Annotated in this window: 12 protein-coding genes; 4 read left to right on the top strand and 8 right to left on the bottom strand. The window is 56.9% G+C overall.

From position 1 onward, the window contains the following. Positions 1–42 precede the first annotated feature (42 nt). Positions 43–858 (top strand): MBL fold metallo-hydrolase, encoded by an 816-nt coding sequence (locus MV985_RS04795; protein WP_297463731.1) that lies wholly within the window; start codon positions 43–45, stop codon positions 856–858. Here MV985_RS04795 and glmM read toward each other — a convergent pair. From glmM to MV985_RS04760, 7 genes are read right to left on the bottom strand one after another with little or no spacing between them, the layout of a single operon-like run. Then, on the bottom strand, positions 855–2,231 hold the full coding sequence (gene glmM / locus MV985_RS04790; RefSeq protein ID WP_297463839.1) for a phosphoglucosamine mutase: 1,377 nt from the start codon (positions 2,229–2,231) through the stop codon (positions 855–857). The two genes, MV985_RS04795 and glmM, sit on opposite strands and share 4 nt — an antisense overlap. Before the next feature lie 13 nt (positions 2,232–2,244). Beyond that, positions 2,245–2,655, bottom strand: a complete 411-nt coding sequence (locus tag MV985_RS04785) for a UPF0146 family protein (RefSeq protein WP_297463729.1) — start codon at positions 2,653–2,655, stop codon at positions 2,245–2,247. A 32-nt stretch (positions 2,656–2,687) separates the two neighbouring features. Then, complete coding sequence (locus MV985_RS04780) at positions 2,688–3,806, bottom strand: ABC transporter ATP-binding protein (protein ID WP_297463727.1); 1,119 nt, start codon at positions 3,804–3,806, stop codon at positions 2,688–2,690. A gap of 28 nt (positions 3,807–3,834) precedes the next feature. Then, the gene (locus MV985_RS04775; protein ID WP_297463726.1) at positions 3,835–7,875 is read right to left on the bottom strand and encodes a glucodextranase DOMON-like domain-containing protein; all 4,041 of its coding nucleotides are present in this window, start codon (positions 7,873–7,875) and stop codon (positions 3,835–3,837) included. Between the two features lie 9 nt (positions 7,876–7,884). After that, positions 7,885–9,135 carry an ABC transporter permease subunit gene (locus MV985_RS04770; RefSeq protein WP_297463725.1) on the bottom strand — a complete coding sequence of 417 codons (1,251 nt, stop codon included), beginning with the start codon at positions 9,133–9,135 and terminating at the stop codon, positions 7,885–7,887. Continuing rightward, positions 9,132–10,037 carry a sugar ABC transporter permease gene (locus MV985_RS04765; protein ID WP_297463723.1) on the bottom strand — a complete coding sequence of 302 codons (906 nt, stop codon included), beginning with the start codon at positions 10,035–10,037 and terminating at the stop codon, positions 9,132–9,134. The genes MV985_RS04770 and MV985_RS04765 overlap by 4 nt, the downstream gene beginning before the upstream one ends. A gap of 35 nt (positions 10,038–10,072) precedes the next feature. Continuing rightward, positions 10,073–11,383, bottom strand: a complete 1,311-nt coding sequence (locus MV985_RS04760; protein ID WP_297463721.1) for an extracellular solute-binding protein — start codon at positions 11,381–11,383, stop codon at positions 10,073–10,075. 237 nt (positions 11,384–11,620) lie between these two features. Between MV985_RS04760 and MV985_RS04755 the strand changes: the two genes are divergently transcribed. Together MV985_RS04755 and MV985_RS04750 are read left to right on the top strand one after the other, a co-directional pair. After that, complete coding sequence (locus tag MV985_RS04755; protein WP_297463719.1) at positions 11,621–12,643, top strand: TrmB family transcriptional regulator; 1,023 nt, start codon at positions 11,621–11,623, stop codon at positions 12,641–12,643. A 32-nt stretch (positions 12,644–12,675) separates the two neighbouring features. Beyond that, positions 12,676–14,028, top strand: a complete 1,353-nt coding sequence (locus tag MV985_RS04750) for a glycogen/starch synthase (protein ID WP_297463717.1) — start codon at positions 12,676–12,678, stop codon at positions 14,026–14,028. Here MV985_RS04750 and MV985_RS04745 read toward each other — a convergent pair. Then, positions 14,025–14,387, bottom strand: a complete 363-nt coding sequence (locus tag MV985_RS04745) for a ribonuclease P protein component 2 (protein ID WP_297463716.1) — start codon at positions 14,385–14,387, stop codon at positions 14,025–14,027. The two genes, MV985_RS04750 and MV985_RS04745, sit on opposite strands and share 4 nt — an antisense overlap. A 62-nt stretch (positions 14,388–14,449) precedes the next feature. Between MV985_RS04745 and MV985_RS04740 the strand changes: the two genes are divergently transcribed. Continuing rightward, positions 14,450–15,148: radical SAM protein (locus tag MV985_RS04740; protein WP_297463837.1), on the top strand; the 699-nt coding region annotated here is incomplete at its 3' end.

The raw sequence follows: 15,148 nt of genomic DNA, 5'->3' as shown, positions 1-15,148 counted from the left end.
GGGAAAATTCACCCGTCCGCAGAAGGAGTGGAGGGGGTGTGAATGATAGAGATAACCTTTCTCGGGAGCGGGGGCGGGCGGTTCATAACGATAACCCAGTTCCGCTCCACAGGGGGCTTTCACATAAGAGCCAGCAGGAACATCCACGTTGATCCTGGACCGGGGGCGCTCGTCAGGAGCTGGCGATACAAGCTCGATCCCAGGAAGCTCGATGCCATCTTCGTGTCCCACAGGCACGTCGACCACTGCAATGACGTGGAAGTTCTGATAGAGGCGATGACAGGTGGGGCACTCAAAAAACACGGCACGCTGATAGCGTCCAAGAGCGTCGTCTACGGCGACGAAACGCACACGCCGGCGGTGAGTAGGTACCACCTCAACGTTCTCGAGAGCGTCCACATCCCGGAACCCGGAAGCAGAATACCGCTGGGCGGTGAAGAGATGCTGATAACCCCCAGCCAGCACTCCGATCCCACAACCATAGGCTTCCGCCTCAAGACGTCAGTTGGGGACATCTCCTACATTCCCGACACGGCCTACTTCGACGATCTGAGGGAGTGGCACGATGGGGCAAGGCTGCTAATAGCGGCCATAACGCGGCCCAGGGACATGGGGATCCCGTACCACCTCAGCACCGACGATGCGGTCGAGATGCTCAAGGGGATGGAGAGAAAACCGGAGGCGCTTATAATGAGCCACATTGGAATGAAGATGCACTTCGCCAACCCCTACAAGGAGGCAAGGTACATAGAGAACGTCACAGGCGTCAAGACCTACGTCGCTAAAGAGGGCTTCCGCATAATAATGGAAAAGAACGAGATAGCGGTTAGAACTCTCAGGCCGGCGAGGTTCGTCTAATCTCCATCCGGCTTTTTCCCCTTCTTGAGTCCTTCCACAACCCTTAAAACCGTCGAGTAGGCCATCTCGAAAAGCTCGTCCCTCTTCCTCTCGCTCGGTGCCTCAACCACGACCCTTATCTTCGGCTCGGTTCCACTCGGTCTAACGAGAACCCAGGAGCGGTCCTTCAGGTTGAAGCGGTAGCCGGAGATAGTAAGGATTTCCCTTATCTCATCCTTGAGTTTATCCTCCAGTATCCTCGCGGCGCCCTCAACGGCTTTTCCCTTCAGCCCATCCGGACAGGGAACGTTCTTCTTCGTGAGGTAGAACTCCGGGACGTTTTCCCTCACTATCTCCGAGAGCGGACCGTTTTCGTCTATCATCTTGATGAGAAGACCCATCGTCACGAAGCTGTCAATCCATGGTCCGAACTTCGGGTGTACGAGCTTCCAGGGTTCAGCGGCGAATATGGCCTTATAGCGCTTTATTCCGTCGTGGGGCTGGCCGAGGGGTATCCTAACGACCCTTCCACCGGCTTCTTCAACAACCTGGTCTATCCTCGAGCCTGTGTCTATAGAGACCACCACCGTTCCGCCACCGTGCTCCTCAACGTAGCGCTTCGCGAAGAGCGCTATTACCGTGTCCTCGTTGAGGTAGTTCCCCTTCTCATCGAAGACCGCTATCCTGTCCGCATCGCCGTCCTGGGCAATGGCCAGATCAACGTTCAGCTTTCTCACGAGTTCGCCAAGGTAGGCTATGTTCTCGTACCTCGGCTCCGGTTTCCTCCCAGGGAAGTGGCCGTCCACGTGGGCGTTGATGCTCACCACCTTCGCCCCTATATCACGGAGGAGGTAGGGGGCGAGAACACTTCCGGCCCCGTTGGCACCGTCGTAGAGCACCTTAAGGCTCGTCTCGTGGTTCACGAAGTCGAGAACGGCTTTGATGTAGTCGCCGATGACATCAATGGGCTTAACCGTTTTGATCTCGTTCCACTTAGCCTTCCTGAAGTTTCCGGAGAAGTAGAGTTCCTCCAGTTCTCTCTCCTGCTCGACGTAGAACTCGGTTCCGTCGCCGTTGAAGACCTTTATTCCATTGTCGGTCGGCGGGTTGTGGCTGGCGGTTATCATCACTCCCCCATCTGCATGTTCTCTCGTCGCCCAGGCTAAAGCCGGGGTGGGAATAAGACCAAGGTCGAGAACCTCTTTACCGGTACTCAGAAGTCCGGAAATCATCGCGTTCTGGAGCATCACGCTTGAAGTCCTTCCGTCCCTCGCGACGGCAACGCTCTCCCCTTCAACGTAAGTTCCTATCGCGGTTCCCATCCTCAGGGCAAGCTCCGGTGTGATCTTTTCCCACAGCGTTCCGCGTATCCCCGCGGTTCCGAAGAGCTTCATGAACACCACCAAACTAAGTTCCCGTGGGGTTATAAACGTATATCGCCAATCCTTTGAAGTTCACGAGCCTCATGGTTTTTGGCATCGTGTCCCCGCTCAGCGGAAGGATGTAGGCCGGAACGCCCAGTCTCCTGGAGAGTTCGAGGATCGGCTTTACTATCTCCGGGGTCGGCCTGATTGAGTAGAGCGCCTTAACACCTCGGTAGAGCTCGAGGTTCGGAGAAAAGACGTCGTCCCTCACCGCGTTGATTCCCAGGTTCCGGGCCCGTCTAACGGATTCGGGGTTCCAGTCAATCGCCAAAATGTCGTAGCCGAGTTCTTTTAGCTTGAGAGCCACCTTGAACTGGAAACCTATTCCGAGCTCCGCTATCCCTCCCTCTGGAACCTCTCTGGCCAGAAACTCCGCGAAGTCCTCGATCGGCATGGAAGAAAATGGGGGATGGGGTTTAAAAAGCTTCAGAAAACAGCTTTTCCGCTTCCCTTCTCGAAGATGTGTGCTTTCCGCATGTCGAAGACGACGTCCACCTCCTGTCCTTCCTGAACCTTTGACTCCGAGCGGAATGAACCAAGGAAGGTGACTTTACCGACGCGAAGGTGGACTATCTTCTCGCTTCCGAGGTTCTCGATGATGTCAACCATCGCGCGGATCATGTTCTCCCCCGGAACCTTCACCTGGGCGAACATTGCATCGTAGAGGTCCTCCGGGCGGATTCCGAAGATGACCTCCCTTCCAAGGAGGTTGGCCTCCCTGAGAACCTCGACCTGGTCCGGAAGGAGCTTCAGCCTGAACTCCCCGAAGTCAGCGAAGCCGTCCTCTGTTACGGTCGCGTCCATGAAGTTCATCGGCGGCGAGCCTATGAAGCCCGCGACGAAGGTGTTCGCCGGGTGATCATAGACCTCTTCCGGCGTTCCAACCTGCTGAAGCTGGCCCGCGTTTATCACTGCAATCCTGTCGCCCATGGTCATTGCCTCGACCTGATCGTGGGTGACATAGATGGTGGTGACTTCGAGCTGTCTCTGGAGTTTCTTGAGCTCGGCGCGCATCTTAACCCTCAGCTTGGCGTCGAGGTTGCTCAGCGGCTCGTCCATGAGGAAGACCCGGGGTTTTCTGACTATAGCCCTCCCGAGCGCTACCCTCTGCCTCTGGCCGCCGCTTAATTCTCTCGGCTTCCGCCTGAGGAACTCTGTGAGGCCGAGCATCTCAGCGACTTCCCTGACGCGCCTATCTATCTCATCCTTCGACACCTTCCTGAGCTTGAGGGGGAAGGCTATGTTGTCGTAGACCGTCATGTGAGGGTAGAGCGCGTAGCTCTGGAAAACCATCGCTATGTCCCTGTCCTTCGGCGGGACGAAAATTCCCTTCTCGGGATCGGCAACGAGTTTGTCCCCGATATAAATCTGCCCTTTCGTGGGCTCCTCAAGGCCGGCTATCATCCTCAAAGTCGTCGTCTTTCCGCAGCCGCTGGGCCCGAGGAGTATCATGAATTCCCCGTTCCTGATTTCGAGGTTCATCTCCCTCACTGCCGTGAAGTCCCCAAACTGCTTCCAGACGTTAATGAGCTTCACTTCGGCCATCCTACCACCTCAATAAAATTTGGGAGGATCAGTGCCTCCTCCCGAGGAGGAGCGGTATTACCGCCAGTCCAATAAGTAGGGCTGGACCGCAGATTCCTCCTCTGCCGGTGGTGGTCGGGCTGGAGCTCGGTGAGGTCATGGGTGTGGTGGTCGGTGAGGTGGTTTCGCTCGGAGTTGTTGTCTCGCTCGGGGTGGAACTGGGTGCAGTCGTCTCCGTCGGGGTGGGGCCCGGCTGCTCCCCACCGGTGCCCTCCACGAGGGGTATCATGAGGACTGTGGCGAGCTTGCCGTTCTGGGCGTCGTAGCTCTTCAGCTGCTCCTCCTGAGTTGGCTGGAAGCCCGGTGGGACGAGTTCGTCAACGACCCTCGGTGCTACGCCGTTGATGACGGCCTGTGGATCCGCTCCGCCGAGCTTCCACTGTTCCGCCTCGACCGCCACAGGCCTCCACTTGTCGGGACCGTAGCCGTCCTGACTTCCCACAAGGACGGATGTGTAGAGCCCGTAGTCACCAATCTCGGGCAGGTACTTCTTCGGGAGCCTGACGATTATCGCGTTCTTCGTTGGGTCGGCTGAGATCTTCATCTCGCCCTGGATCACTGTCCCGTTGGGCAGGACTATGAGGTTTCCGTAGTCCCAGCCGGCTATTCTCAAAGCCACATCCCACGGATGCCTCGGATCGAGGTTGACGTTGGCCCCGGGACCATCCGGGAACATCTTTATCGCGGTGACGTTCCCGCCGTCCTTGAAGTCGAGGTAGACTTCAATGATCTGGAGGCTGAAGCCGTTGGGCCCGTTCCACGGGTTGCCACCGAGGTCTTTGAAGTAGAACTCGAGCGTCCAGTAGGCGTCGTCGTCTTTCATGGCGAACCTGAGGAGGTCAAAAACTCCTGGTTTGAAGACCTCGTCCGTCGGGTAGGTGTAGGTTCCAGGCCCGTGGTCATCTCCTTCGGGATCGTTCACCACTATGCCCCTCTTGAGGAGGGGGATGGCCTTAACCGTCGCCAGCTTCCCGGCGTTGGCGTCGTAGCTGCTCAGCTGTTCCTCCTGAGTCGGTTTGAATCCAGGTGGAACGAGTTCGTCAACCACCCTCGGTGCTACGCCGTTGATGACCGCCTGCGGGTCGGCTCCGCCGAGCTTCCACTGTTCCGCCTCGACCGCCACAGGCCTCCATTTGTCCGGCCCGTAGCCATCCTGCGAGCCTGTGAGGACGTCTCCCCAGAGGCCGTAGTCCTCCTTTATCTGGATGTACTTCTTGGGCACCCTCACGACTATGGTGTTGGTCGAGGGATCGGCTGAGATCCCCATCTCACCCTGGATCACTGTCCCGTTTGGGAGGACGATCAGGTTTCCGTAGTCCCAGCCGGCAATCCTGAAGGCAACGTCCCACGGGTGGTCGGGGTCAAGGTTGACGTTCGCTCCCGGTCCGTCCGGGAACATCTTTATGGCCGAGCTGTTTCCACCGTCCCTTAAGTCAAGGTAGACTTCAATGATCTGCAGGCTGAAGCCGTTGGGTCCGTTCCACGGGTTGCCACCGAGATCCTTGAACTTGAACTGCATGATGTAGGAATCCGTCTGCTCGAGGAGCTTGAACTCGAGGAGGTCAAAGACGCCGGGCTTGAAGACCTCGTCCGTCGGGTAGGTGTAGGTTCCAGGCCCATGGTCGTCCTCCTCCGGGTCCTTTACCTCTGCTATGACGACTCCCCTGACCTCGGTGGGGAGCTTGAGCTCGACGGGGGTCGTTATGATCTCGAGGTTGCCGTTATCAACGGTCGAGGTCGCAAAGTAGAAGTCGTTGGGGGTCTCGATGTACTCAAAGGGAACCGTTACGTCAACGGTGTTCCCGCTCTTCTCAACGGTCAGCTCTCCGAGCTTCTTGCTTCCCTCGTAGTTGGTGGAGTTGTAGATTTCCGCCTTCCCGTCCCTGTAAACGATGTGCTTGGTTATCATGAGGCCGACGCTGTCCGCCGAGTAGGGCCAGAGGGAGAACCTCAGCTCGTCGGGCCTCTTCTGGAGAAGGGTGAAGGTGTTGCCGACGCGCTTCCCGGCCTCGTACAGGCTCACCTCGAACTCGTCCACGTTGCCGGTCAGGACGAAGTGCATGCCATCCTTATCGAAGTAAACGCTCACGTTGCTGGCCTTCGGCGAGAGGCTGGAGTATCTCTTGATCTCGCCCTTCTTGAGTCCGACGGGACCGAGCTTCTGATAGGGCTGTCCATCGGGGTAGTAGTTTCCGTAGAGGTAGCTCGGAGGCTTCACTCCAGCGAGCCTGTACATCTCGTAGAGGTAGGTCTTCAGGTAGCGGTCGAAGCTGTAGTCCTGCCCGCTGTCCTGGTCGCTTCCGTACCACCAGAACCAGTCGCTTGCCTCAGCTCTCAGCAGGTACTCATAGGCGTTATCCCAGTCCGCCCGGCTCATCTCTCCTTTGTGCTCCATCAGGTTCTTCCTGGCCTGGTAGAGCCAGTACCAGCCGTAGTTCTCCTGCGGCTCGCCTATCCATGTCGATAGTGTCCCGTCTATCCAGCTGCTCTCTGGCCACTGCATCTCCTCCTTAACTCCGATCATGTCGTAGAGCTCCCCGAGGCTCCGGGCCCTGAGGAGTGCCTTCACCCTGTCGCCGGTGAGGTCGAGGCGCTCCATCATCCTGGGGGTGAGCTTGTTGGCCTTGTCGCCGTAGAGCTTGATGTACTCGCTCGGTGTAACCGTCCTTATGAGGCCCCTCTCCTGGAGCTCCTCGAGCTTTCTGTAGAGCTCGGTGAGGAAGAGCCTGCCGTCGTAGGGGTAGTGCTCCCAGGCGTTCTCACCGTCGAGCGTTACCACGTAGACGAGTGAACCGTCGTAGTTCTCCTTCTGGATCTTGAGGAGCTCGTTGACGAAGTCTTCAACGGCCTGGTACTGGTTCATGCCGCCGTAGGTGAAGCCAACCCTGTCGCTGAGCGCGTGATCGCGCGGGAAGAGGTATATCCTCTTTCCGTTGAACTCGGCCACCCAGGGCCTGTAGTAGTTCCCGGTGGTCTTCTCGACGCCGAGCCTGTCGAGGACGAGCTGGTCCGTCATGACCCAGGTCCAGCCGTTTTCGGCGAGTATCTCGAGGGTCCTGTCGTTGAGAGCCGACTCGGCCGCCCATCCCCCCTTCGGAACCGCCTTTCCGCCGCCGAGGTACCCTTTGTAAAGCTCGCCGGACTTCTTGACGTGCTCATCGAAGTCCTTCTCCCAGCCGAAGTCGTTGAGTATCGGGCCTATGGGGTGGGCGTAGGGAACTACCGTAACCTCGACGTTTCTCGACGGGTCCACGAGGTAGTTTATCCTCTCGTGCTCCTCGAAGGTGTGGTTGAGGAGCCAGAGCTGGGCGTTCAAAACGGTCTTCACGTCCTCCCTCGTGTAGCCGCCCTCATCGACTTTCTTGTAGAGGGCCTTGAGCTTCGGGTCGCTCATGATGTAGCCGTAGTCTATCCAGGCGAGGTTGAAGAGAACCGCCAGATCGATGTAGTCCTGCTCCGTGAACTCGTTGGTGACCGCTACCTTCTGCTCCTCGAGAGGTAGGTTCGCGTACTTGGCCTTGGCCTGGAGCATCTTTTCCTTCAGCTCGGTGTACCTGTCCCAGAAGTCCCTTATCGGGTTGCCGTTCGGGTCGGTTATAGGCTCCCCGTTCCAGGGTATCGTGTGGTCAAAGAACCCTCCCGGGGTCTGGAGGATCGCCCACTTCTCGTCAACGGTTAGGGGTTCGCCGTTCGCTATCTTCCCGGTTATGATCTGGAGCGTGTCCTTCTTTCCCTTCATGTAGTCGGCTATTTGAGCTATCAGCGAGCCCGAGAGGTCTATCGTGACGTGCACGTCCGGATACTGGCTCAGGTAGTGGGCCATCTTCCAGTAGTCGTTCGCCGCGTGAAGCCTGACCCAGGGCCTCGTGTAGACGTCCTGGACCGGGTCGTAGTAGTAGGGCTGGTGCTGGTGCCACACTATTATGACGTTGAGCGGCTTCGGCTCGGCCGCGCCAACGGTCCTGAGGTTAACTCCGAGTATGCTTCCGGCAACCAAAATTGTAAGGAAAAGGGCAACCACCCGCTTCATGTTACCACCTCATTCCTTCAGGCCTCCAACGGTGAGGCCACTCTTTATGTAGTTCTGGGCCAGCATGAAGGTCACGAACACTGGCAGGGCAAAGAGCAGAGCCGCTGCCGCGAAGTAGCTCCAGTCGATCCCCCTTCCAATGCCGCCCAGCAGGGTGTATATCCAGACCGAAAGCGGCTGGTGCTCCTGCTGGAGGAGCAGACTCGCGAGGATGAACTCAGTCCAGCCGCCTATAAACGAAAATATCGCAACGGTCGCTATTCCCGGCAGTGCCATCGGTAGCAGGACGTACCTGATTATCTGAAGGTAGCCCGCTCCGTCCACTAAAGCCGCCTCGTCAAAGTCCGGGCTTATGGAGTCGATGTAGCCCTTGAGAAGCCAGGTGTTGAAGGGAACGCTTCCGGAGGCGTAGATGAAGGCCAGTACCGGCAGTTTATCGTAGAGGCCGAGCCTGACGATCATGCCGTAGAGCGCTATGAGGCCGGCTATTCCGAGACCCCCCGCGACCTGCGTGAACATCAGGTAGAAGTAGAGCACGTGCTCCCTCCCGAAGAACTTCATGCGCGAGAATGCATAGGCCGCCGGGACGACGAAGAGCAGGGTTAGCAGCACGGTGAGGGCAGCTATGAATAGGCTGTTCCTGAGGTAGCCGAAGAACTTCGAGTTGATGAACTTGCCGATGTTCGTGAAGTGCACCGTTCCAGCGTTCCTGATCACCGCGTACCTCTCCATCCTACCGGAGACCCCGGTGTTCTCTATTTTTCCGCCCGTGAGGGTGACGTTCCTCAGCAGGCCGAAGCCTATTGTCCCGTCCTCGTTGACCCTCGTGAGGATGAAGAGTCCACTCACCTTCCCTTCCAGCTTCCCCTGGGCGTTCTCCCGGCTCTGGACGTCGAAGATGAGTCCCTTCGCCGGCACCTCAAAGGTCATGCCTGTGAACGGCCCGTACTTCACCTCACCCCTAATGATCCCCTGCACCACGTAGAGCCTGCCCTCCTGAAGGTGGGCGCTTCCCTCTATCGTCCCCCTGAAGTCCTCGCTGAGTTTGCTGCCCGAGAATCCGAAGAGCACCTCCCGGTAGGAGTCGAGGCTGACGTTCCTCGGTATCAGGTGGAACTCCGTCGTCGCGAGCGTTGAGCCGGGGCTTATAGAGACCGTGAAGATGTAGTACACCGGAAAGAGGATGATGAACATTATCAGTATCGCCAGCAGCGTGAGGGCGAAGCTCTTGATGACCTCGCCCTTTCTCCGTCCCATCATCCCCTGGCACCCTCCTGGAGCTTTGTTATCCTGACGTTGACGTACATATAGACCGCCAGTATCAGCGTGGCTATGACCATGACCGCGGAGGCCCTTCCGTAGTGGGGATTGGCACCGAAGGCCTTCCGGAAGCCGTAGAGCAGGAGGAACTTGTTCTCGAAGAGGCCTGCATTGTAGATGTAGGGCACCATGAAGTACTGGAAGCTGGCCGCGCTCGTCAGTATCGTCGCGAAGGCTATGGGCTTGCCGACTATCGGAAGAACCACGTGCCTTATCCTCTGCCAGTAGTTCGCGCCGTCTATTATCGCCGCCTCGACGAGGGTCTCGGGAACCGACTGGAGGGCGGCGGTTATGACGGTGATCATGAAGGGGTAAGCCAGCCAGACCTCTATTACGTTGAGCGCCACGAAGGCCCAGAGGGGGTCGTTGATCCAGTTGGGAGGATTGCTTACCCCGATGGATTTTAGAAGCTGGTTTATGGGCCCGAAGATCGGGTCGAACATGAACTTCCACACGGTGACCGAGAAGAGGAGCGGCAGCGCCCAGGGTATTATCAGGAGCGAGCGATAGATGGTTTTTCCCTTAACGTACCTGCTGTTGTAGAGCAGGCTCAGGAAGATTCCGGCTGAAACCTTGAGGGTAACGCTGGTGAATACGAATATCCACGTCCACTTGAAGGCCTCTCTGAAACCCTCGTTCTCCAGAACCCAGCGGAAATTCTCGAGACCAACGAACCTGAGGGGTCCAACCGAGCTCTCTGGATTGTACACCGGGAAGTTGCCGAGCTGGGCGTTGGTGAACGCTAAATAAATCGAGTAGATTATCGGCCACAGGTTGAAGAACAGGAAGGCGGCCATCCCCGGCAGTATGAGGAACAGGGCGATCGTCGTTGTTTTTTTCATTGCAAAACCCTCCAAAAAGGGGGAGAAGAGAGCGCTCAGCCGTTTATGGCGTCGAGTATCTCCTGCTGGTACTTCTTGAGTATTGCCTCGAAGTCCGCCTTGGACGGGTCGTCGCTGGAGAGTATGTCGTTCAGGGCTTTTCCAACGCCGTCCCAGACGGCGCCCATCTTCGGACTCTTTGGCATAAGGTAGGCGTGCTGAACTGCCTGTCCGAAGCCGTAGATGACCGGATCGTTCTTTATCTCCGGGTCATCCAGAACAGGCTTGAGAACCGGGATGTATCCGAGCTGGAGCGAGAGTTCCTTGATGACATCCGGACTGGTTGTGAACCACTTGACGAACTTCCACGCGGCTTCCCTGTTCTTTATGCCCCTGGCGAAGTAGATGTCCTTGACGCCTCCGTAGGGCCTGGGCCAGTACTCTTTACCGTCCCTGTGAATCGGCGGGAGCGGGACGACGCCGAAGTCTATGCCGGCCTTCTTAACGCTCGCTATGCTCCAAGGGCCGTTGACCATGAAGGGGGCGCGGCCTTCCAGGAATATGCTCTGCTGGGTTCCGTAGTCAGGAGTTGGTGCCATGTACGGATAGACCTTTTTGAAGAAGAACTTGAAGCCCTCTATCGTCCTGGGATCATCGAGACCGGGCTTCTCCGTCCTGTCGTCGAAGTAGTAACCTCCGAAGGCCTGCACTATTCCCGAGATGAAGTAGGCGTCTATGGGCCAGGCGATCCCGTACCTCTCCTCGTCGGGGTTGTAGAACTTACCCATCTGAGACTCGAGCTGCTCGAAGCTGGTGGGTGCTTCGCTCACCATCTTCTTGTTGTAGATGAGCGCGACGGTCTCGGCCGCAAAGGGCATCGCGTAGTAGTGCCCCTTGTACTGCATTGCCTCAACGGCAACCGGGGCGAAGTTCTTGGTAACGTCCGAGGTGACGTAATCGTCAATCGGTTCCAGAAGGCCCGCCTCTCCGAACTTCCCGATCCAGTCGTGCGCCCAGATGAAGAGGTCCGGTCCCTGGCCCGCGGGTATGGCCGCTTTAAGGGCGCCCTCGAGGTCGGCCTTCTGCTCGAACTTGATGGTAACGTCAGGGCACATGGCCATGTACTCCTCGGCTATACTCTGGAAGACCTCGAGTTCGTTCGGCTGCATCTTGTGCCAGATCACTATCTCCCCGCTTCCACAATCGGTCTCCTGGGAAGCGGTCTCGGCCGGACTGGGTGAAGCGGTCGGGCTCGGACTGGTTGAACCGGATGACGTTTCAGTTTTTCCGTCACTTATACATCCGCTGGCCACGACGCCAAGAACCAAAACTCCCACAAGAAGCAGGGCAAACAATCCTTTTTTCATGCTTCAATCACCCGCCTTGGTCTGGTGATACAGTATCATTGGCAGTGATATATATATCTTGCGCTTTTCTGTTCAGGGCCGATAGAGGTGTCCACACCAGCATGGCGTGTATATAAAAGTGCATCAAAGCCCGCAACGGGGGACTGCCATTTGAACCCGAAAGTTTTATACACCTTCCGTCGGAGTATCACCACAGATGACTAAACTCTCCCGAGTGAAAAATCCGGAGGTTTTAGCATGCACGAGGACGAGATAATAGAAAAACTCCAAAGGCTCGGTCTCACCAAGTATGAGAGTTTGGCCTACATAACCCTTCTCAAGCTGGGCCCGAGCAAGGCAACGGATATAACGAAGGAGAGCGGCATTCCCCACACGCGCGTTTACGACGTTCTCAGCTCGCTCCACAGGAAGGGTTTCGTTGATGTCATGCAGGGTTCTCCGAGGCTCTACAAGCCCGTCAACCCGGAGGTCGTGCTCGAGAAGATAAAGGAGGACTTCATAGAGGACATTGAGAACCTTAAGGAAGCGTTCCTCGACCTCTACCGCGAGGTTCACGGTGAGGATCTGCCCGAGATATGGACGATTCAGGGTTTCGACAACACCGTCGAGAGGGCGGAGTACGTCATAAGGACCGCCAAGCACGAGGTTCTGATCAACACGCCCTTCGAGTTCCTCAAGCTCCTCAAGAGCGAGATCCGCGCGAGGAAGGATGTTCTCTTCGTCATAGTCAGCAACTTTGAGGAAATCCCGGACTGGTTGAGGGGAGACAACATAATTCTCGCCAGGACCGGCGGTGCCCCCTGGCTCATGGCCAGCTGGATAATAGGCGACATAAACTATGCCCTCTTCTTCGGCGCTCTTCCCAAGGACAGGCGTCGCGAGAAGTTCTACTCCTTCTGGGCCAAGAGCCCCAAGATAATCCAGAACTACATGCACTGGTTCTACACCATATACTTCGACAACAGCGAGATCGTAAAGCCCCTCGACTACGGGAAGCTGCCAAAGCCCCTCGCCCTCGTCAACATAAGGACCCTTATAACAGTCCTCAAGTTCGCGGGACTTCCAAGGAAGGCGGAGATCATCGGGAGGATGATAGACACAAAGGAGGTCGTAACGCTGAGCGGAACCATCGTGGATTACGAGTACACACCCCTTACAGCCAACATCACCTTCCGCTACGACGGCAGGGAGCTTAAGGTCGGCGGGATAGGCAGCTACTTTGAGGACGTTGAGGGCGAGAAGTTCATCCTCCTCGAGTGATTTCTCATTCTTTTGCCAACCGGGGTGGTTCCATGCGAATTCTCATGCTCGGCTTTGAGTACCTGCCCGTCAAGGTCGGTGGGCTAGCCGAGGCGATAACGAGCACAGCCGAGGGGCTTGTAGAACTCGGCCACGAGGTCATCGTCATCACTCCAGACCATGGGAGAAACCTTGGAAAGCCTGTGAAGAGCTTTAGAATAGCCGATTTTGGCGGGACAGTTGAGGTCGAAGTCCGAAGGCGTGAGGAAAAGGGTGTTACCGTTTACTCCCTCGCTGGAGGACTTCTGAGTGAGCCCGACGTCTACGGCCCGGGCTGGGAGGAGCTGCTGAGAAAGGCCCTTCTCTTTGGAAAGGCCTCCGCCGCTCTCCTCAACGGCATCATCGGCGAGTTCAGACCGGATGTAGTTCACGCCCACGACTGGCACACCGTTTTTGCCCTCGGGTTACTCAAAAAGTACTTCCAAGTTAGGGCAGTCTTCACCGTCCACAGGCTCAACAGGGCGAGGATTTCAGCGGAATACTTCCACGAGGCAAACCTCGGTGAGCTTGCTCCCTATCCCGAGGTAGACCCGGAGCACACCGCCTGCTACGTAGCCGATGTGGTCACAACGGTAAGCAGGAGCTACCTGTGGGAGGAGTGGGATTTCTTCCGGAACTTCGAGGGGAAAGTTACGCACGTCTTCAACGGCATAGACTGCTCCTTCTGGAACGAAGATCTTCTCGAAAATGCGAACCTTCCGAGGGAGGAGCGGAGGAGGCTCATCTTAGAGCGCTTCGGTCTCTCCGATGGAAAGGCTTTCATGTTCATAGGACGCTTCGACAGGGCGCAGAAAGGGGTGGATACACTCCTCAGGGCGATAGAGATGCTCTCGACCGACCCGTCATTCGGCGATATGCGCTTCCTGATTATTGGGAAGGGCGACCCCGAGCTGGAGAGGTGGGCGAAAGAAGTTGAGAACCGCTTCCCGGAGAACGTCAGCGTGGTAACGGAACTCCTCTCCAGGACGAACGTCCGCGAGCTTTACGGCTCGGTGGACTTTGTGGTAATTCCGTCCTACTTCGAACCCTTTGGCCTCGTCCAGCTCGAGGCCATGTGCCTCGGGGCCCTTCCAATAGCCAGTTCCGTTGGTGGGCTTAAGGACACGATAATCGACCTGAACGCCGACCCGAAAAACGCTACGGGGCTTCTCGTTCCGCCGGGGGATGCATTCGCGCTGGCAACTGCGATGATGAGGGCCAAGAACCTCGACGGGGAAACTCTAGCCAGGCTCAGGGATAATGGGAAGAGGCGCGCGAGGGAGGACTTCACGTGGAGAAAAGCCTGCGAGAGATACGTTAAGGTCTATCTCAACGAAGTTGACAGGGCGATGTCCTTCCTCCGCTAACGCCAGCCGTATTCGGCTAAAAATTTCCTCTTCAGCCTTTTTATCGTCCCTGAAACTCCGAGCGTTCTGAAGATCGCCTTTGAGCCGTTTATCTCCGTGACCAGTGTCAGGGCGAGGCGGAGTTCCTCCACGTGCTTCCTGTCGACCCTGACTATTCCTGTCTGGCTCCTCTCGTTGAATTTTATGAACCAGGGCTTTGCCTTTGCCGAGCCGAGAACTCCGAGAGTTGAGAGGCTGGCCTCCCATATTGCCTCCCTCACCTCGTCTCCCCTAAACGGTCTCTCTCCGATCAGCTGGAAGGCTATGTAGCGGTGCTTGTCCCTTAGTGTGGGCGGCAGGTACTTTGGTTTCTCCCTCATGTTCCCAACTCTGCCCGCCAACCTTTTTAAGGCCTTCCAAAAGCTGGTGGATGGTGAGAACTTTGGTTTGGGAGACACCGTACTTCTCATACGCCGTTCGCGAGCTGCCGAGGGGCTGTCAGCTCTGCGTCAGGGGGGAGAAGCTCGTCCTCTTTACTACAGGTGCATGCCCGAGGGACTGCTTCTACTGCCCCCTGAGCCCTTGGAGGAGAGAGGATGTTGTTTACGCCAACGAGAGACCCGTGAAAAGCGTTGATGACATCATCGAGGAAGCAATCCTTCAGGAGGCCAAGGGGGCCGGGGTGACCGGCGGTGACCCGATGGCGAGGCTTAACAGGACCGTTGAATACATCAGGGCCCTAAAGGAGGCCTTTGGAGAGGACTTCCACGTCCACCTCTATACCACAGGCGCTCTGGCCACAAAAAAGAACCTCGAAAAGCTCTACGATGCCGGCTTAGATGAGATACGCTTTCATCCCGACCTTTTCAACCCAAACTCAAAGCTCTTCGAGATTGAAATAGAGAACATAAAGAACGCCTTCGACTTCGACTGGGACGTTGGTGGCGAGATTCCCTCCGTTCCGGGCCAGTTCGAGAGGATGAAGTGGTATGCCGAGTTTCTTGATAAGCTCGGGGCGAAGTTTCTAAACGTGAACGAGCTTGAGTTCAGCGAGACCACGCTCAAGACGTTTACGGAGAAGGGTTACCAGCCGGTCAGCGACGAGAGTGCGGCCATAAAGGGCTCCCTTGAGCTGGGACTT

It is taken from the genome of Thermococcus sp. (assembly GCF_027012695.1).
Taxonomy (GTDB): Archaea; Methanobacteriota_B; Thermococci; order Thermococcales; family Thermococcaceae; genus Thermococcus.
The sequence above is the reverse complement of the archived record's forward strand: the minus strand, read 5'-3'. Positions and strand labels throughout refer to the sequence as shown.

What these genes read in the sequence shown, in the direction of transcription:
- MV985_RS04795 (WP_297463731.1), top strand. Translation starts at nt 43, where the DNA reads ATGATAGAGATAACCTTTCTCGGGAGCGGGGGCGGGCGGTTCATAACG.
- glmM (WP_297463839.1), bottom strand. Translation starts at nt 2,231, where the DNA reads ATGAAGCTCTTCGGAACCGCGGGGATACGCGGAACGCTGTGGGAAAAG.
- MV985_RS04785 (WP_297463729.1), bottom strand. Translation starts at nt 2,655, where the DNA reads ATGCCGATCGAGGACTTCGCGGAGTTTCTGGCCAGAGAGGTTCCAGAG.
- MV985_RS04780 (WP_297463727.1), bottom strand. Translation starts at nt 3,806, where the DNA reads ATGGCCGAAGTGAAGCTCATTAACGTCTGGAAGCAGTTTGGGGACTTC.
- MV985_RS04775 (WP_297463726.1), bottom strand. Translation starts at nt 7,875, where the DNA reads ATGAAGCGGGTGGTTGCCCTTTTCCTTACAATTTTGGTTGCCGGAAGC.
- MV985_RS04770 (WP_297463725.1), bottom strand. Translation starts at nt 9,135, where the DNA reads ATGATGGGACGGAGAAAGGGCGAGGTCATCAAGAGCTTCGCCCTCACG.
- MV985_RS04765 (WP_297463723.1), bottom strand. Translation starts at nt 10,037, where the DNA reads ATGAAAAAAACAACGACGATCGCCCTGTTCCTCATACTGCCGGGGATG.
- MV985_RS04760 (WP_297463721.1), bottom strand. Translation starts at nt 11,383, where the DNA reads ATGAAAAAAGGATTGTTTGCCCTGCTTCTTGTGGGAGTTTTGGTTCTT.
- MV985_RS04755 (WP_297463719.1), top strand. Translation starts at nt 11,621, where the DNA reads ATGCACGAGGACGAGATAATAGAAAAACTCCAAAGGCTCGGTCTCACC.
- MV985_RS04750 (WP_297463717.1), top strand. Translation starts at nt 12,676, where the DNA reads ATGCGAATTCTCATGCTCGGCTTTGAGTACCTGCCCGTCAAGGTCGGT.
- MV985_RS04745 (WP_297463716.1), bottom strand. Translation starts at nt 14,387, where the DNA reads ATGAGGGAGAAACCAAAGTACCTGCCGCCCACACTAAGGGACAAGCAC.